Raw genomic sequence first — 14,989 nt, forward strand, 5'->3', positions numbered from 1 at the left:
GGCGCACCCGTTAGCGCTGATCGCACCCGTTGCGACGCGACGGCGCACCCCTTCGCGCTGATCGCTCCCGTTGCTACGGTAGCGGTTGGCGGAAAAGGATGCGACGCCCTCGCCGCCAACTAACCCGGCGCCGAAACACGTCTCATTATGCGACTCATTACGCGATCGGCAAGCGCTTTCCCACAAAGGGCTGGCAAGATAGATCCATGCGTATCCTCATCGCCCCTGACAAGTTCAAGGGATCACTGACCGCCGCCGAAGCCGCGTCAGCCATGGCAGAAGGTGCCCTCCGCGTCTACCCGGACGCCGTCACTACCCAATTCCCCGTAGCCGATGGCGGCGAAGGCACCCTCGACGCCGCCATCGCCGCTGGTTACGAAGAGCGGAACAACGCCGTTGTTGGCCCGATCCTCAAACCCGTCGGCGCCTCGTGGGCCATTCAAAAGAACTCCTTCGGTGGAGCGACAGCGGTCATCGAGACTGCCCAGGCCTCCGGCCTCGCACACATGGAACCCACCCCGGAGAACTCCCTGCGTGCCCATAGCTACGGTTGCGGCCAGCTCATCGCCGCCGCCCTCGACGCCGGTGCCACCGAGATAGTGCTGGGCTTGGGCGGCTCGGCAATGTCCGACGGCGGCAGCGGAGCCTTGCGTGCCCTGGGGCTCAAGCCCGTGGACTCGGCAGGCAACGTGGTGCCGCTTGGCGGAGGTTCCTTGGTCGACGTCGTCGCCTTGGACGTATCCGGGCTCGACCCGAGGCTGTCCAGCGTCAAGTTCCGGATCGCCGTCGACGTCCAAAACCCGCTGTACGGCACCGAAGGCGCCGCCCATGTTTTCGGCCCCCAGAAGGGTGCCGATGAAGAGGCTGTCGAAAAGCTCGACGCCGGACTCCGCAACTGGGCATCGCTCCTGCGGGAATCCACGGGCCGCGACGTGAACGTTCCGGGTGCGGGGGCGGCAGGTGGCTTCCCGGCGTCGTTCCTTGCCTTCACCGATTCCGCGCTGGAAGGCGGGTTCGCCCTCGTGGCGGGCCTGACGGGCTTGGCGAAGCACTTGGCTGAGGCCGATCTGGTGATCACGGGCGAGGGGTCCATGGATGAGCAATCGCTCACGGGTAAGGCCCCGATCGCACTGGCCGACGCTGCCAGCGTGCACGGCATCCCGGTGGTGGCTGTTGCCGGCCGCATCACGGTCACGCCCGAGGACTTGGCAAAACACGGAATCGTGGCTGCCGCCCAGCTGCTGGACGTAGCCCAGCGCAAGGACGGACTTCCCGATGTTGCGGATGCGGTGGCCAACGCCGGAAAGTACGTTGCGTGGGCCACGAGCCAGGTGCTTGAGGGCGCTTAGGAGCTACTGGCGGTAGCCCTCCACTTCGCTGATGGTGCGGGCTTCGGCTTCGTCCGGGTCCTCACCGGCATCCCGCTTCGCGCGGCGCTGGCGCAGGAGGTCCCAACATTGGTCCAGCTGGGCCTCTACCTGGGCAAGCCGTGCCCGGTTGTCATCGCCGTCGTCCACTGCTTCGTCGCGAAGTCGGTGTTCTTCTTCCACCAGCGACTGAATGCGTTCCAGAATGTCTTGGTTCTCCATGACTGTCTCCTTTGTTGCTTGCTTTTCTTTGGTAAGTGCTCAGGGGTTTTGCGATGAGGGCACCCGCCGCGCGAACCTCAGATCATTTCCTACCATAAGCATCCTTAGTATTTGCGGGCAAGGGTGCGCCTCGGGGGTAGGTGCTTGGGCGGTCAAGCGGGTCCGCCTGGTGAGTTTCTGGGCAAAATTTTTTCATGCAAAATGAGCGGACTGGATAAAAAAATAAAAGTCGGTATGGTGAAGTTACTGCGAGTTTGAAAGGAGTAATTATCCATGGCCAGAAAAACGCCTGGCGGCGGTGCTGCCAAGAAGGCTGGAAAGACCATCCTGGAAAAGCGCGCCGAAAAAAGGGCAAAGGCTGAAAGCAGCGGCAACATCTTCACCAAGCCGCGCAAGAACCAGCGCTAGCAAGAGCTGGCCCCGTCCGGACTCCTAGCCGCGACGGGGCCCTCCTTGCGGCTCGCGGTAGATGCAGAGTTTCTGATGTGTTTAGTAAAGCCTGCTTGTCTATTTATTTGAGCGGATTTAAAGCGCGGCACTAAAAGCTCCGAGGAGCGGTCCGCTTAAGGTGGACCCGGCCTCTTTTTCTAGATTCCAAGGGAAATTTTGGGTCCCTTTTGGCGCCGATTCGGCTCGCTGCCCGCCGTAGGTGATTTTGGCGTCGGGCTTTCAGTCCTTGCGCAGACTGTAAGTTGTGATGACGTTGCCCTTTGAGGTGGCGTACTGGTCCTTGAGTAGCAGCCGATTGAGGGGGTCGCCCTCCTCGAAGAGGCGGCGGCCGCTCCCGGCAATCACGGGGTGGGTCATGAGGGTCAATTCGTCCAGGACGCCGGCGAAGAATAGCTGCCGGACCAGGGAGATGCTCCCGCAGACTGCGATTTCCCCGCCGTCACGGGACTTGAGTTCCGTGACGAAATCCTCGACGTCGCCGTCGATCAGGTGCGAGTTCTGCCATTCCAGCGGCTCGGTTAACGTCCGCGATGCGACGTACTTCTCGACGGGGTTGATGAAGTTCGCGAAGTCGTCATCCTGTGACGCGTTGGGCCAGTACTGGGCCCATTCCTGGTAGCTCACCCGCCCCAACACCACGGTGTCTACTGTGGTGATCATCTTGCCAAGACCCTGACCGAGCTCCGCATCGAAGCTGTCGAACTGAAACTTGAAAGGGTCCTGAACCACGCCGTCCACGGAGTGGAAGAGCCCGGCGGTGACTTTGCGCATGAATGCCTCCGCTAGGCGGCGGCGGTCGTCAGTCGCGGTGCGCGGGAGGGGAGCGCTGTTACGTTGCTCTTCTCCGGGCTGAGCAAAACGGGAATCTCGCAAAGGCCCGCGTAAAGCTGCAGTTCGTCCAGTGCATCGGCATCAACTGTGGCTTCCGAAAGATCCATCCGAACGTCCAGGCCGCTGCCCAGGCTCTTGGTGCGCTGAACCACGGGGTAGAGGCCCTGCAGGCTGGTGAGGGTAACGCGACCGGTCGCTGCGATCTGGATCTGTTCGCCGTCAACGTCGACGCGAACAACTACGGAGAGCTTCTCGCTGGTCAATGTGTTGCCTTTCATTGGGTAGCTGCCACGCTGCAGCCTCCCCAGCCTAAGCATCGAATGTGATCTACGCAACATTACGACGAGAAGCTGGTCCTGCATTTGCTGTTTGGTGCGGTGCGTGGGGGAGGCAAGTGCCGCCGTCGTAAGTCTTGTGAACTATGACGGCGGCACTTGCCGTGTGTGGGTCGTGCGCGGGTAGCGCTACGCTGTCTGGCCAGCGTGCTGGCCCTCGGAGATTTCCTCGACGAGCTTGCTGTTGAAGGCCGGGAGGTCGTCAGGGTTGCGGCTGGTGACCAGGCCCTGATCGACGACGACTTCCTCGTCGCTCCAGTTGGCGCCGGCGTTGCGGAGATCCGTCTGGAGCGTGTGGTACGACGTGACGTTGCGTCCCTTGATGACGCCGGCTTCAATGAGGATCCACGGGCCGTGGCAAATTGATGCCACCGGCTTGTGCTGCTCGAAGAAAGCGCGGGTGAAGTTCTGCGCGTCCTTGTCGACGCGGAGATGGTCGGCGTTCACCACGCCGCCCGGGAGGACCAAGGCGTCAAAGTCTGATGCGTCGGCGTCTGCTATGGCGAGGTCGACATCGAAGGTGTCACCCTTATCCACGCCGTTGAAGCCTTGGAGCTTGCCCTTTTCGAGGGCGACGAGGGTGGGTTCGCCTCCGGCGTCCTTAACGGCCTGCCATGGGCTGGTGAGCTCCACCTGCTCCACGCCGTCCGTCAACAGGAAGGCGACCTTCTTGCCTGCAATGTTGTGTTCTGACATTCTTCCTCCTCCTGTTTGCTGCTAGGTCTCGAACGCTTGTGGCGTCCGAAACCCCGGCTGGCACAAGGTGCTGCCGTTGCTCTGAGAGTTGTTTGCCTGACCTGATCCAGCCTAGGAAAACCGAAACTAATAAGCAAGCTGACTATTAAGTTCTGTGGCACAGCCGCTTACCCTGTCTATCGCTTAACGATAACATTTGATTGTTGTTCGATAGGAAGGGTAGCTATGGGAAAGCTGGCAGTGCTGGCGCTCCGGTTGGTGATCGGCGTTGTGTTGGCGGGGTCGCTGTTTGTTCAGGTGTGGATGGTTCCATTGCTTTCAGCAGATCTGGAGCAGGCCGGCGCGCCGGAGGCAGCACGGATAGCCTTCCTGGTGATCGTTGTCCTGGGAATCCTGTGCGTGCAGGTAGTGGCCGTATGTGTTTGGAGGCTACTGACAATGGTGCGCCGCGGCACGGTCTTCTCGAACGGGGCCTTCAAATTCGTGGACATCATCTTTTGGGCTGTTTCAGCAGCGGCGGGGTTGGTGTTTTCCATCGCCGTTCTGCTGGCTCCGGGTGACGTAGCCCCGGGGGTCGTGTTGTTGATCTGCGGTGCAGCGCTCATGGTTGGCGGTGTCGCCTTGGTGATTCTGGTGCTGCGGACCCTGCTGGCCCAGGCTGTAGCGCGAGACGTCGAGGCTGCCGGTCTCCGCGCTGAACTCGACGAGGTGATCTGATGCCGATCGTCGTGGACATTGACGTGATGCTGGCCAAGCGGAAGATGCCTGCCGGCGTCTTGGCGGAACGGGTTGGAATCACTCCTGCCAACCTTGCCGTGTTGAAGAACGGGCGTGCGAAGGCTGTACGGTTCACTACCCTCGAAGCACTGTGCGAGGTGCTGGAGTGCCAGCCGGGGGATTTGTTGCGCTGGGAGGCTGAGGTCCCGGCCAACCGCTGACGCCGAGGCCTTCGGCCTCGCGGCTGACTGCAAGGAGTGAGAAATCGCGTACAATTAGAAGCGATTGGGAGGTAGTCGATGCAACTTCACAACCCTCTGCGTGCCATTTGCCCCACCCTGGAGGCAGATGTCTTGGTGGCGCTTGCGGACGGTCACCCGAGCACACCCGGAGAGCTCGTCCGCGAACGTGCGATCCAGGCCTCAGTCTCGGGTGCTCGTCGATGCCTGGAGAGGCTCGAAGAAAACGGTGTCGTCGTTGCGACTCACGTGGGGAACCGCACCAAGTTCGCACTGAACCCACGCCATATGTTGGCGGACTTGGTGATCCAAGCGGCAAAGGGGACCGATCTTTTCATCGAGTTCCTTTCACAGAGGATAGGTCTGTGGCCTTTGAGTCCTCTGCAGGTCACGCTTTTTGGGTCGGCTGCTCGCGGGGACATGGGGAATCGCTCCGACATCGACCTGCTGTTCATCATTCCGGACGGCGCCAGTGATGACCTTTACGAGAGGATTGCTGACCTGGCTGTGGAAGCATACGGCCTCACGGGCAACGATGTGCGGCCCATGACCTATGAGGCCGCAGAAGTACACGTTGCGCCAATCTTTGATTCCATCACAAGCGAAGGAATTCATGTCTATGGCGACGAAGGTTGGCTCAGGCGACGGCTTGCCGGTAAGACGGCGGCCTAGTGAGTGCACTTACTGATGCGCAGGCGCGCTTGGAGGACGCGCGGGTCTTCTTGGAAGCGGCGGAGGTGCATGCAGGAATCGCCGTATAACGTCTCAAGTCTTACGCGGGCTAAGTCATCCAAGTGCGTCGAGTGGGCGCACAAGCTGTTAGTAGCTGCTGAACTGAAGTTCGCCGCATCATGAGATGCGAGTGGTCGCCGGAAGCGAGGACAGGGTCGCGGTAAGGAGGCCACGAAAGTGGTCCCAGCCTCCTACTTCCCCTTCTTCCCGCTGCGCTTCGCTGCGGCGTTCATCGCCGACTTCACTGCCGGCGGCAGCCCCTCAGTCTCGGTTTCGGGTTCGGCCACGGTCCCGCGCCAACGGGCCAGGCCCTTCATGCCGTGGTAGATCACCAAGGCAGCAGCAGAGCCAAGGGCAATGCCCGTGAACTTCAGTTCGCCGATGGTCCATGTGTAGTCCGCGATGCCGATGATCAAGGCTACTGCAGCCGTGGTGAGGTTGATCGGGTTGGAGAAGTTGACCTTGTTCTGGACCCAGATCTTCACGCCGAGGATGCCGATCATGCCGTACAGCATGGTGGCGGCACCGCCCAGGACGCCCGGGGGCACGGTTGCGATCAGTTCACCGAACTTCGGTGAGAAGCTCAGCAGGATCGCGAAGATACCAGCCACCCAGTAGGCCGCCGTCGAATAGACCTTGGTAGCGGCCATAACGCCGATGTTTTCCGCGTACGTCGTGGTGCCGGAGCCGCCGCCGAATCCGGCAAGTACCGTCGCGGCGCCGTCGGCCATCAACGCGCGTCCGGAGACGCCGTCGAGGTTTTGCCCCGTCATCGCAGCTACAGATTTCACGTGCCCGACGTTCTCAGCCACCAACACAAGGACGACGGGGACGAACAGGCCCACCACGCCGAGGTGGAACTCGGGCGTCTGGAACGTCGGGAGGCCGATCCACGCGGCGGCGTCCATCTTTTCGTAGCTGACTTCGCCGCGCATCATCGCCACGAGATAGCCCACCACGACGCCCACCAGAATGCTGAGCCGGCCCAGGATCCCACGGAACAGGACGCTGACCAGGATGATCGTCACCAGGGTGATCAGCGCCGTCACCGGGGCGAGGTCGAAATTGTTCTTGGCTGCAGGCGCGAGGTTCAAGCCGATCAGCGCCACGATTGCACCGGTGACGATCGGCGGCATCAGCCGGTTGATCCATTCGGCACCGAATTTCTGCACCACGGCGCCAATAAGCGCCAGTACGACGCCGGCAAGCACCACGCCGCCCAAGGCGCCGGCAACGCCGTACTGCTGCTGGGACGCCATGATGGGTGCGATGAATGCGAAGCTCGACCCCAGATAGCTGGGCACCCGACCCTTGGTGATCACCAGGAACAACAGTGTGCCGACGCCGGAGAAGAACAGCGTGGTGGCCGGGGGCATGCCGGTGATGATCGGTACGAGGAAGGTCGCGCCGAACATCGCCACGACGTGCTGCATGCCGATGCCGATGGTCAGGGGCCACGCGAGCCGCTCGTCGGGGGACACCACGTGACCTGGCCGAATGGTCTTGCCGTCGCCGTGGAGCTTCCATTTGATGCCGAGCATGCTCATGGCAGGCCTTCCTCAGAAGAATGTTTTGGGTTCGGTGCAACATTACCGCCGTTGCGTGGCTTGCCCTAGGCGCCGTATCTGCGGTTGGGGCCGGAAGGTCGTCCTGTCCCGCTACGGCACGACACCCGGGGTCGCCAACTGTGCCCAACGTCACGGGCCGTCATGGGAAGAGGACAGTCGAGGCCCCCGTTGCAATCATGGAAAGCAGAAGCGTCCGGGCCGCACCGCAAGGCAAGGACACAGCGAAAGGTTCATCCATGACGATTGCACACGAAGAAGCAGTCATTGACGCCGCAGCAGTCGACGCCATTTTTGCCGAAGCCCGTACCGCCAATACCTTCTCCGGTGAGGTCACGGACGAGCAGGCCCGCGCCATCTACGAGCTCACCAAATATGGTCCTACTGCCTTCAACTCCCAGCCGCTCCGCGTGACCTACGTCCGCTCGGACGAGGCCCGCGCCAAGTTGGTGGACCACCTTTCCCGCGGCAACCAGGCCAAGACCGCTTCCGCTCCGCTGGTGGCCATTCTGTCCTACGACACCGATTGGCACGGTCAGTGGGATAAGTTCCTCCCCGCCTACGGCGCCCCCAAGGCAATGTACGACGGCGACGCCAAACTCGCCGCCGCCACCGGCAACAACAATGCACACCTGCAGGCCGGCTACTTCATCCTGGCTGTCCGCTCGCTCGGTTTCGCCGCCGGCCCGATGACCGGGGCGGACTTCGCAGCGATCGACGCCGAATTCTTCCCCGCCGGCGACCAGAAGAGCTTCCTGATCGTGAACATCGGCCAGCCCGGACCGGACGCCTGGGGCGAAGCCAAGCCGAAGTTCGCCTACGACGACGTGGTCCGCACGGTCTAATCTCATCCCGTAAAACGCCGATGCTCCTGCACCCGAAAGTGCAGGAGCATCGGCGTTTAAGGCCCGGGATGTGATAGAGCGATGGGGGAAAGGGGCCGGGATGTGATAGAGGAACCGGACTGGAGGGTCGCTCTATCACGTCCCGTTGCGCTTTTAGGATCGCTCTTTCACAACCCGCTCACCTGCCGCAGCTAGGCGATGACTGCGTCAACCAGGGCCTTGGCCTCCTGCTGAACTTGCGCAAGGTGGTCGGCTCCCTTGAAGGACTCAGCGTAGATCTTGTACACGTCCTCGGTGCCGGAGGGGCGGGCTGCGAACCAGGCGTTCTCCGTGACGACCTTCAGGCCGCCGATGGACGCACCGTTGCCGGGGGCTTCCGTGAGCTTGGCGGTGATCTCCTCGCCGGCCAGTGTGGTGGCGGTGACGTCGGCTGCGGAGAGCTTGCCGAGCTTGGACTTCTGCTCACGGGTGGCAGCGGCGTCGATGCGGGCGTAGACGGGGGCGCCGAACTGATCGGTCAGGCCCCTGTACAGCTGCGACGGCGAAGAACCTGTGACGGCCGTGATCTCGGACGCGAGCAGGGCCAGCAGGATGCCGTCCTTGTCCGTGGTCCATACGCTGCCGTCGCGCTTGTTGAAGGAAGCGCCTGCGGATTCCTCGCCGCCGAACGCGCCTTCGCCGGACAGGAGGCCCGGCACGAACCACTTGAAGCCCACCGGAACCTCCACCAGCTTGCGGCCAAGCCCGGCCGCAACCCGGTCAATGATGGATGAAGAAACCAGCGTCTTGCCCACCACGGAATCCGGGTTCCAGCCGCTGCGGTTCCGGTAAAGGTAGTCGATGGCGACGGCGAGGTAATGGTTCGGGTTCATCAGGCCACCGTCAGGTGTGACGATGCCATGGCGGTCGGCGTCGGCGTCGTTACCGGTTGCGACGTCGTACGCAGCCCTGCCATCAGCGCCCAGGGACATCCGCTGAATCAAGGAGGCCATGGCGGACGGCGACGAGCAGTCCATGCGGATCTTCTCGTCCCAGTCGAGGGTCATGAAGGCCCACTGCGGGTCCACCGTGGGGTTCACTACCGTCAGGTTCAACTGGTGGCGCTCGCCGATCTCGCCCCAGTAGTCCACGGAGGCTCCGCCCATGGGGTCCGCGCCGATCCGGACACCTGCGTTGCGGATGGCGTCCAGGTCCAACACGGAAGGGAGATCGTCGACGTAGCTGCTGAGGAAGTCGAACTTGCCCGTGGTGTCAGCAGCCAGGGCATCGTTCAGGGGGATGCGTTTGACCCCGCGAAGGCCGTTTTCCAGGAGTTGGTTGGCACGTTCGGCAATCCATCCGGTGGCATCGGTGTCGGCAGGGCCACCGTGCGGCGGGTTGTATTTGAACCCGCCGTCGGCGGGCGGGTTGTGGCTGGGGGTGACTACGATGCCGTCTGCCTGGGGTGTGCCCGGCGCTGCTTCGCGGTTGTACTTGAGGATTGCGTGGCTCAATGCGGGCGTTGGCGTGTAGCCGTGGCGGGCATCAACCAGGACGGTGACGCCGTTGGCAGCCAGCACCTCCAGCGCGGAGTTCTGCGCGGGCTCGCTCAGGGCGTGGGTGTCGCGGCCAATGAACAACGGCCCGGTGATGCCCTGACGGCCCCGGTATTCAACGATCGCCTGCGTGATGGCAAGAATGTGGGCTTCGTTGAAGGAAGCCTTCAGGCTGGAACCACGGTGGCCTGACGTTCCGAACGCCACGCGCTGTGATGGGTCGCCCAGATCCGGGGTGACGTCGAAGTACGCGTCCAGCAGGGCAGTAATGTCAACAAGGTCCTGGGGAAGGGCAACTGTGCCCGCTCGGCTAGCCATTGGACCAGCATGCCAGACCCCCGCCCGCCCGTGGGGGAAATGTCCGTGATGCGGGCGCTGTGACTCCGAATGGCGGACAAGCGCCCATGCCACGCAACAGCCTCCTTATGCGCTGCACCCCACGGCGGTAGTGTGGGATTCAAAGACCATTCACAGGGGGAAACCTATGTCAGAGCAACCAAACAAGGGCAACGAAGACAAGCCCGCAGGCTACGAACCGCCGCAATACGTGCCGCCCGCAGAATTCACCTCGCCCGGTCAGAGCGGCAGCCAATCCGGCGGCCAGAGCGGTTCCGTACCGCCACCGCCGTCGTACGATTCTTCATCCCAGGGCGCCACGCAACCGCTCCCGCCGTACGACCAAAGCGCCTACACCCGGAACGCGCAGGGCCAGAACGACTTCCAGTCCAGCTACACGCCGGGAGACTACAGCCAGCAGCCGCCGTCTCCGTACGGCCAGCAGAGCCAGCCGCCGAGCCCGTACCAGCAGCCATATGGCCAGCCGAGCCCGTACGGACAGCCCGCGTACTACGCCATGCCGTCCCAACCCAAGGGCCTGAGCATTGCGAGCATGTGCTGCGGCATCGCGATCTTTGTTGGCTTCGGGTTCTTCATCCTGCCCCAGATCGCGGCCGTCATCTTGGGCCACCTCGCCCTGAACCGCGAGCCTGCGGGCCGCGGCATGGCAATCGCCGGCCTGGTGATGGGCTACATCGGCATCGCGCTGACCATCATCTTCGCCATCTTCTTCTTCGCAGCGATCGGCGCCTCAACCAGCAGCTACCGCTACTAAAAGCGAACGACGGCGGCCCTCGCCCCGGGTGGAAAATCCACCGGAGGCGAGGGCCGCCGTCGTCGTTTAAGGACTGGTTTTTACCGCACGCCTGCCATCAGCTTCTTGATCGCGGGAGTCGCGGCGGCGAGGGCCACCGCGAGCACCACGGCCACGCCGCCGATGCCCAGGAAGTACGGGAGCTCATCCTCGGGGTTGTAGAGCCCCGCGAGGATGCCGGCCAAGGTGGTGCCGAGCGAAACCGACAGGAAGAACAGAGCCACCATCTGCGTGTGGAAAGCCTTGGGCGCGAGCTTGGTGCTCACGGACAGGCCGATGGGGGAGAGGAACAGTTCCGCGAGGGTGAAGAGGAACAGAATCCCGACCAAGGCCAGCAAGGGGGTCTTGCCTTCGCCGGCCAATGGAATGAACGCAAGGAACGCCAGTCCCATGATGAGCAGGCCTGCGGAGAACTTCAGCGGCGAACTCGGCTGCTTGGAGCCAAGCTTGGTCCACAGGGCGGCCATGACGCCGGCGAAGATGATGATGAACACCGGGTTGATGGACTGGACCCAGGCGGCGGGCATTTCCCAGCCGAAGAGGTTCCGGTCCAGCTTTTCCTCGGAGTACACGGCGATAAAAGTGAACTGCTGCTGGAACAGTGCCCAGAAACCCGCCAACGCGATGAAGAGCGGGATGAAAGCGAGGACGCGCTTACGCTCCACGCCGGACACCAGCGGGCTGCGGAAGATCAGGAAGAGGTAGATCACCGCGGCGCCGATGGCTGCGTAAGCCATGCTGCTGGCCAGGTTGTTGGCGTTGACGATGCCCGTAGCAAGCAGCACGCCGATGACGATCAGGATGCCCAGGAAGATCAGGCCGTACTTGGTCCGGTCCGATGCCGGGAGCGGGTTGGGGACGCGGTGCGCCTCCTCCGGAAGCCGCTTGCGGCCGAGGGCGTAGATCACCAGGCCGATGGCCATGCCGACTGCCGCTGCGCCGAAGCCAAAGTGGAACCCGCGGCTCTCCTGCAACCACCCGGTCACCAGGGGGCCGATGAGGCCGCCGATGTTGATGCCCATGTAGAAGATGGAGAAGCCGGCATCGCGCCGCTCGTCCTTTTCGCCGTACAGGGTGCCCACCAAGGCCGTGGCGTTCGCCTTCAGACCTCCGGAGCCGATGCCCACAAGCACCAATCCGGCGATCAGGCCCGGGATTCCGGGAATCAGCGCGAGTGCGATGTGGCCGGTCATGATCATGATGGCCGAGCCGAACAGGACCTTTTCGGAACCGAAGACGCGGTCTGCGAGCCAGGCGCCAAGGATGGTGGACAGGTAGACGCCGCCGCCGTAGGCACCCACGAGGCCTGCAGCGAGGCCCTTGTCGATGGAAAGACCGCCCTGATCGGCAGTGAAGTACATGTAGTAAAGCAGGATGCCCTGCATGCCGTAGAAGGAGAATCGCTCCCACATTTCCACGGAGAAAAGGCTGGCCAACATCTTTGGGTGGCCGAAGAATGACGTATCGCCCGGAGTTTTGGCGGGCGGAGCCGTGGTTTGAGGTGTGCTCATTTCTTCAATGCTGGCACTGACTGCGGGCATTGTCACATCGGGCAATACCCATGGCAACCGCATTCCATATGTTAGACACCCGGCTTAAACGGCCTCCAAAGCCGCCGCGAGCTGGAGGAGTTGCAGTTCAGCCCCCATGCGGCCGATCAGCTGGATTCCCATCGGCAATCCGCCTTCCGTGGTGTGTACGGGGATGCTGATGGCAGGCAGCCCGCACACGTTCACCATGGAACTCCACGGCGCGTACTCGCACTGCCGCTTGTAGTCCTCATCGGCATCGCCGGTCCACTCGCTCGGCCACTGCCCGCTGCTGTGGCCACCGCCGGTGAACCAGCCGATGGGACGGGGCGTCTGCGCAAGGGTCGGCATGAGAATGAGGTCCCACTGCGAATACTGCGCAACGGTGTCGTGCTCGAACCCGCGCAGGAATCGAAGGGCCTCATTGACCTTCGCCGCACTCCGCTGTTGGGCCCGACGCCGGAAAGTGCGGGTCAACGGGGTCAGCAGGGCTTCCCGCCGGGGTGCTATCCGGGCACTCCCGACGCCGGCGGTCCAGGCAGCGGTAAAGGCTTCCGGATAGCGATTGTCGTAACGGACGTCGGCCTCGTGGACGCTGTGGCCGGCCTTTTCCAGCAGGCTCCGTCCCAGCTCCAAGGCATCCATCGCTTCCGGTTCGATGTGGAACGGATAGATGCGCGACCACGGACTGTCCAACGACATCCCGATGCGCATCGGCTCCGGCGCCCGGTCAACGTTGGCGAGGTAGCCGCCGTCGGGCCTGTCCTGCTCCGGAACCAACGCGTCCAGCAGCAACGCGGCATCCGCCGCAGTGTGCGCCAGCGGCCCGGCAACCACCAACTTCGCCGCATCCCCGGCGCTCGCCCCCGACGGCACAAGGCCGCGGCCGGGCTTCAAACCGACCAAGCCGCAGGCGCCCGCCGGGATGCGGATGGAACCGCCGCCGTCCGTCCCGGGAGCAAACGGCACCATGCCCGCCGCCACCGCAGCAGCGCTTCCGCCCGAGGACCCTCCGGAACTGCGCGCCAGGGAATGCGGATTGCGCGACGGCGGCGCAACGCGGTTCTCGCTGTAGGCGGTGAGCCCGAACTCCGGCACTTGGGTCTTGCCCAACGAAATCACGCCCTGGGTCTTCAGCGTTGCCGCGAGTGCGCCATCCTCCGGGGCGGGTTTGTGCTCCAGGGCCGCGCTTCCGTGGGTTGTGGGCACGCCCGCCACATCGGTCAGGTCCTTGAAGGCCACCGGCATTCCGTGGAGCAGGGGGAGGTCTTCCCTCCTGCCGTGGGCATACCTTTGGTCCGCGGCCCGCGCGTCCTCAAGTGCCTGGACGGCGGTCACGGTGATGACGGCGCCCAGATGCTTGTTGTGCGCCTCGATGACGGACAGGAAATGCTCCGCGGCCTCAAGCGCCGAGAGCTCGCCGCCGGCCAGCGCATCCCGGAGCCCGACGGCGGTCAGGGCGGCGATGGAGTCGGTGGAAGTGCTGGTGGAATCAGCCAAGGAAGCGTGACTCCAGTCGTTCCTCCACTGCGATCGCGTCAACGCTCTCGCCGGCGCCCGCGGTGACCCGGAAGCCCGCCTTGTTCTTGACGGAGGAGACCACCTCCGTCAGTTCGGTGCCGTGATAAACCAGCCCAACGCCGTCGTCCGTACAGTGCGTCTCCCCGAGCGTTCCATTGGCCACCAGCTTGTGGACCAAGGGCCGGCGGCGCAGCTCCGAATCGAAGTGCACGCCGTTATGGAAGGGCAGGAAGCCGAGCGAGTTGGTCACCGGTTTGAGTTCCGGTCCGAAGGAATCGGTCACCCCTCCCTTGAACCAGCAGATGGACCCGGCCGATACGCCCGCGAGGACCACTCCGTTCTCCCAGGCTTTCCGGAGGTGCCGGTCCAGCCCGTGCGCCCGCCACACCGCGAGGAGGTTCACCACGGAGCCGCCGTTGACCCACACCACGTCCTGTTCAAGAAGGTGGGCTTCCGGGTCCTCGACGTTGGGCATGGTGAACAGGTTCAGGTGGCTGAAATCGAAACCCGCAATGCGCGCGGCCTGGTCCATCTCGGCGGCCCACCATCGTTGATCGCCGGAAGCGGTCCCGATGTGCGTTACGCGCGGTGCCCGGCCGGTGACACCCGCGAGTTCCACCGCGTAGTGCATCACGGAGTCGAACTCGATCCGGGTGCGGCTTCCGGGCTTGTATCCGCCCGAGGTTGCAAGGATGGTGGGCTGGCCTGCAGCCATGGCGCTTCTCCTTACCGGTGTGTGGTCCGGTTGCTGTGTGGTCCGGTTTGCTTTGGCACCCAGTCTTCGCGGCGGGACCGCAGCATGCAAGCAATGTCCACGGGCGGGTCAGACGCCGGACCTCCGCAGACCATGGCTGTCGGCTCCGGGGACTAGGCTTGATGGAGACTCCTGAACCGATGGAAGGGACCGCTATGAGCGACTTCGAAACTGTAACTGTGGGGGATATCCCTGAGGGTGCCAGCATCCTCGACGTTCGCGAAGACTACGAGTGGGTAGCCGGCCATGCCGAGGGCGCGCGCCACATCCCCATGGACCAGTTGCCGGCCCGTCTGGACGAGCTGGACCCCGACGATGACCTGTTCGTCATTTGCCGTACGGGCGGGCGCTCATTCCGCGCTGTGCAGTGGCTGGTTAGTCAGGGCTATTCCGCCGTGAATGTTGCCGGAGGCATGGACATGTGGCTGGAGGCAGGGAAGCCGATGGTTTCGGACAACGGCCTCAAACCCGTCGTCCTGTAGTCACAGACCTCATAAGGAA

The 14,989-nt window shown here is 63.3% G+C and carries 17 protein-coding genes; 8 read left to right on the forward strand and 9 right to left on the reverse strand.

The genetic code is table 11. The annotated features are described in order from the left end of the window. Nucleotides 1-206: 206 nt before the first annotated feature. Nucleotides 207-1,349 (forward strand): glycerate kinase, encoded by a 1,143-nt coding sequence (locus RI444_RS00320; RefSeq protein ID WP_062094453.1) that lies wholly within the window; start codon nucleotides 207-209, stop codon nucleotides 1,347-1,349. Between the two features lie 3 nt (nucleotides 1,350-1,352). On the opposite strand, the gene RI444_RS00325 is transcribed toward RI444_RS00320, so the two are convergent. Further along, nucleotides 1,353-1,589 (reverse strand): DUF2630 family protein, encoded by a 237-nt coding sequence (locus RI444_RS00325; protein ID WP_207605287.1) that lies wholly within the window; start codon nucleotides 1,587-1,589, stop codon nucleotides 1,353-1,355. A gap of 273 nt (nucleotides 1,590-1,862) precedes the next feature. Between RI444_RS00325 and RI444_RS00330 the strand changes: the two genes are divergently transcribed. Next, nucleotides 1,863-1,997: a hypothetical protein gene (locus tag RI444_RS00330; protein WP_021473227.1), complete on the forward strand. Its 135-nt coding sequence runs from the start codon at nucleotides 1,863-1,865 to the stop codon at nucleotides 1,995-1,997. A 261-nt stretch (nucleotides 1,998-2,258) separates the two neighbouring features. Here RI444_RS00330 and RI444_RS00335 read toward each other — a convergent pair whose 3' ends face one another. The 3 genes from RI444_RS00335 to RI444_RS00345 all read right to left on the reverse strand — a co-directional run bounded on the left by RI444_RS00335 (nucleotide 2,259) and on the right by RI444_RS00345 (nucleotide 3,901). Next, nucleotides 2,259-2,810: a dihydrofolate reductase family protein gene (locus tag RI444_RS00335; protein WP_062094457.1), complete on the reverse strand. Its 552-nt coding sequence runs from the start codon at nucleotides 2,808-2,810 to the stop codon at nucleotides 2,259-2,261. An 11-nt stretch (nucleotides 2,811-2,821) separates the two neighbouring features. After that, nucleotides 2,822-3,148 carry a hypothetical protein gene (locus RI444_RS00340; RefSeq protein ID WP_069696622.1) on the reverse strand — a complete coding sequence of 109 codons (327 nt, stop codon included), beginning with the start codon at nucleotides 3,146-3,148 and terminating at the stop codon, nucleotides 2,822-2,824. 186 nt (nucleotides 3,149-3,334) lie between these two features. After that, nucleotides 3,335-3,901 carry a type 1 glutamine amidotransferase domain-containing protein gene (locus tag RI444_RS00345; protein WP_062094461.1) on the reverse strand — a complete coding sequence of 189 codons (567 nt, stop codon included), beginning with the start codon at nucleotides 3,899-3,901 and terminating at the stop codon, nucleotides 3,335-3,337. Nucleotides 3,902-4,126: 225 nt separating this feature from the next. Here RI444_RS00345 and RI444_RS00350 point away from each other — a divergent pair, with 225 nt between their 5' ends. The 3 genes from RI444_RS00350 (at nucleotide 4,127) to RI444_RS00360 (ending at nucleotide 5,529) form a co-directional block, all read left to right on the forward strand. Next, complete coding sequence (locus tag RI444_RS00350; RefSeq protein ID WP_062094469.1) at nucleotides 4,127-4,618, forward strand: DUF2975 domain-containing protein; 492 nt, start codon at nucleotides 4,127-4,129, stop codon at nucleotides 4,616-4,618. Continuing rightward, nucleotides 4,618-4,839 (forward strand): helix-turn-helix domain-containing protein, encoded by a 222-nt coding sequence (locus tag RI444_RS00355; RefSeq protein WP_021473232.1) that lies wholly within the window; start codon nucleotides 4,618-4,620, stop codon nucleotides 4,837-4,839. The genes RI444_RS00350 and RI444_RS00355 overlap by 1 nt, the downstream gene beginning before the upstream one ends. A 78-nt stretch (nucleotides 4,840-4,917) precedes the next feature. Then, nucleotides 4,918-5,529, forward strand: a complete 612-nt coding sequence (locus RI444_RS00360; protein ID WP_062094472.1) for a nucleotidyltransferase domain-containing protein — start codon at nucleotides 4,918-4,920, stop codon at nucleotides 5,527-5,529. A gap of 251 nt (nucleotides 5,530-5,780) precedes the next feature. Here RI444_RS00360 and RI444_RS00365 read toward each other — a convergent pair whose 3' ends face one another. Next, nucleotides 5,781-7,136, reverse strand: coding sequence for a uracil-xanthine permease family protein (locus tag RI444_RS00365; protein ID WP_179013074.1), 1,356 nt, complete (start codon nucleotides 7,134-7,136; stop codon nucleotides 5,781-5,783). A gap of 257 nt (nucleotides 7,137-7,393) precedes the next feature. Between RI444_RS00365 and RI444_RS00370 the strand changes: the two genes are divergently transcribed. After that, on the forward strand, nucleotides 7,394-7,999 hold the full coding sequence (locus RI444_RS00370; protein WP_207605286.1) for a malonic semialdehyde reductase: 606 nt from the start codon (nucleotides 7,394-7,396) through the stop codon (nucleotides 7,997-7,999). Between the two features lie 191 nt (nucleotides 8,000-8,190). Here the strand turns inward: RI444_RS00370 and pgm are convergent, their stop codons facing one another. Then, complete coding sequence (gene pgm, locus RI444_RS00375; RefSeq protein WP_207605285.1) at nucleotides 8,191-9,852, reverse strand: phosphoglucomutase (alpha-D-glucose-1,6-bisphosphate-dependent); 1,662 nt, start codon at nucleotides 9,850-9,852, stop codon at nucleotides 8,191-8,193. A gap of 166 nt (nucleotides 9,853-10,018) precedes the next feature. On the opposite strand from pgm, the gene RI444_RS00380 reads away from it, so the two are divergent. Next, nucleotides 10,019-10,645: a DUF4190 domain-containing protein gene (locus tag RI444_RS00380; protein WP_062094480.1), complete on the forward strand. Its 627-nt coding sequence runs from the start codon at nucleotides 10,019-10,021 to the stop codon at nucleotides 10,643-10,645. A gap of 80 nt (nucleotides 10,646-10,725) precedes the next feature. On the opposite strand, the gene RI444_RS00385 is transcribed toward RI444_RS00380, so the two are convergent. Genes RI444_RS00385 through RI444_RS00395 form a run of 3 tightly spaced genes read right to left on the reverse strand, consistent with a single transcriptional unit; the run spans nucleotide 10,726 to nucleotide 14,449 of the window. Beyond that, nucleotides 10,726-12,225, reverse strand: coding sequence for a peptide MFS transporter (locus RI444_RS00385; protein WP_207605284.1), 1,500 nt, complete (start codon nucleotides 12,223-12,225; stop codon nucleotides 10,726-10,728). 54 nt (nucleotides 12,226-12,279) lie between these two features. Next, complete coding sequence (locus RI444_RS00390; RefSeq protein ID WP_207605283.1) at nucleotides 12,280-13,713, reverse strand: amidase; 1,434 nt, start codon at nucleotides 13,711-13,713, stop codon at nucleotides 12,280-12,282. Next, a complete protein-coding gene (locus tag RI444_RS00395) occupies nucleotides 13,706-14,449 on the reverse strand; it encodes a peptidase E (RefSeq protein WP_069696628.1) in 744 nt (247 codons plus the stop codon). The genes RI444_RS00390 and RI444_RS00395 overlap by 8 nt, the downstream gene beginning before the upstream one ends. A gap of 194 nt (nucleotides 14,450-14,643) precedes the next feature. Between RI444_RS00395 and RI444_RS00400 the strand changes: the two genes are divergently transcribed. Next, nucleotides 14,644-14,970, forward strand: a complete 327-nt coding sequence (locus tag RI444_RS00400) for a rhodanese-like domain-containing protein (protein WP_207605282.1) — start codon at nucleotides 14,644-14,646, stop codon at nucleotides 14,968-14,970. Nucleotides 14,971-14,989: the final 19 nt, after the last annotated feature.

Source organism: Paenarthrobacter sp. AT5 (assembly GCF_032764245.1).
GTDB classification, from domain to species: Bacteria; Actinomycetota; Actinomycetes; order Actinomycetales; family Micrococcaceae; genus Arthrobacter; species Arthrobacter ureafaciens.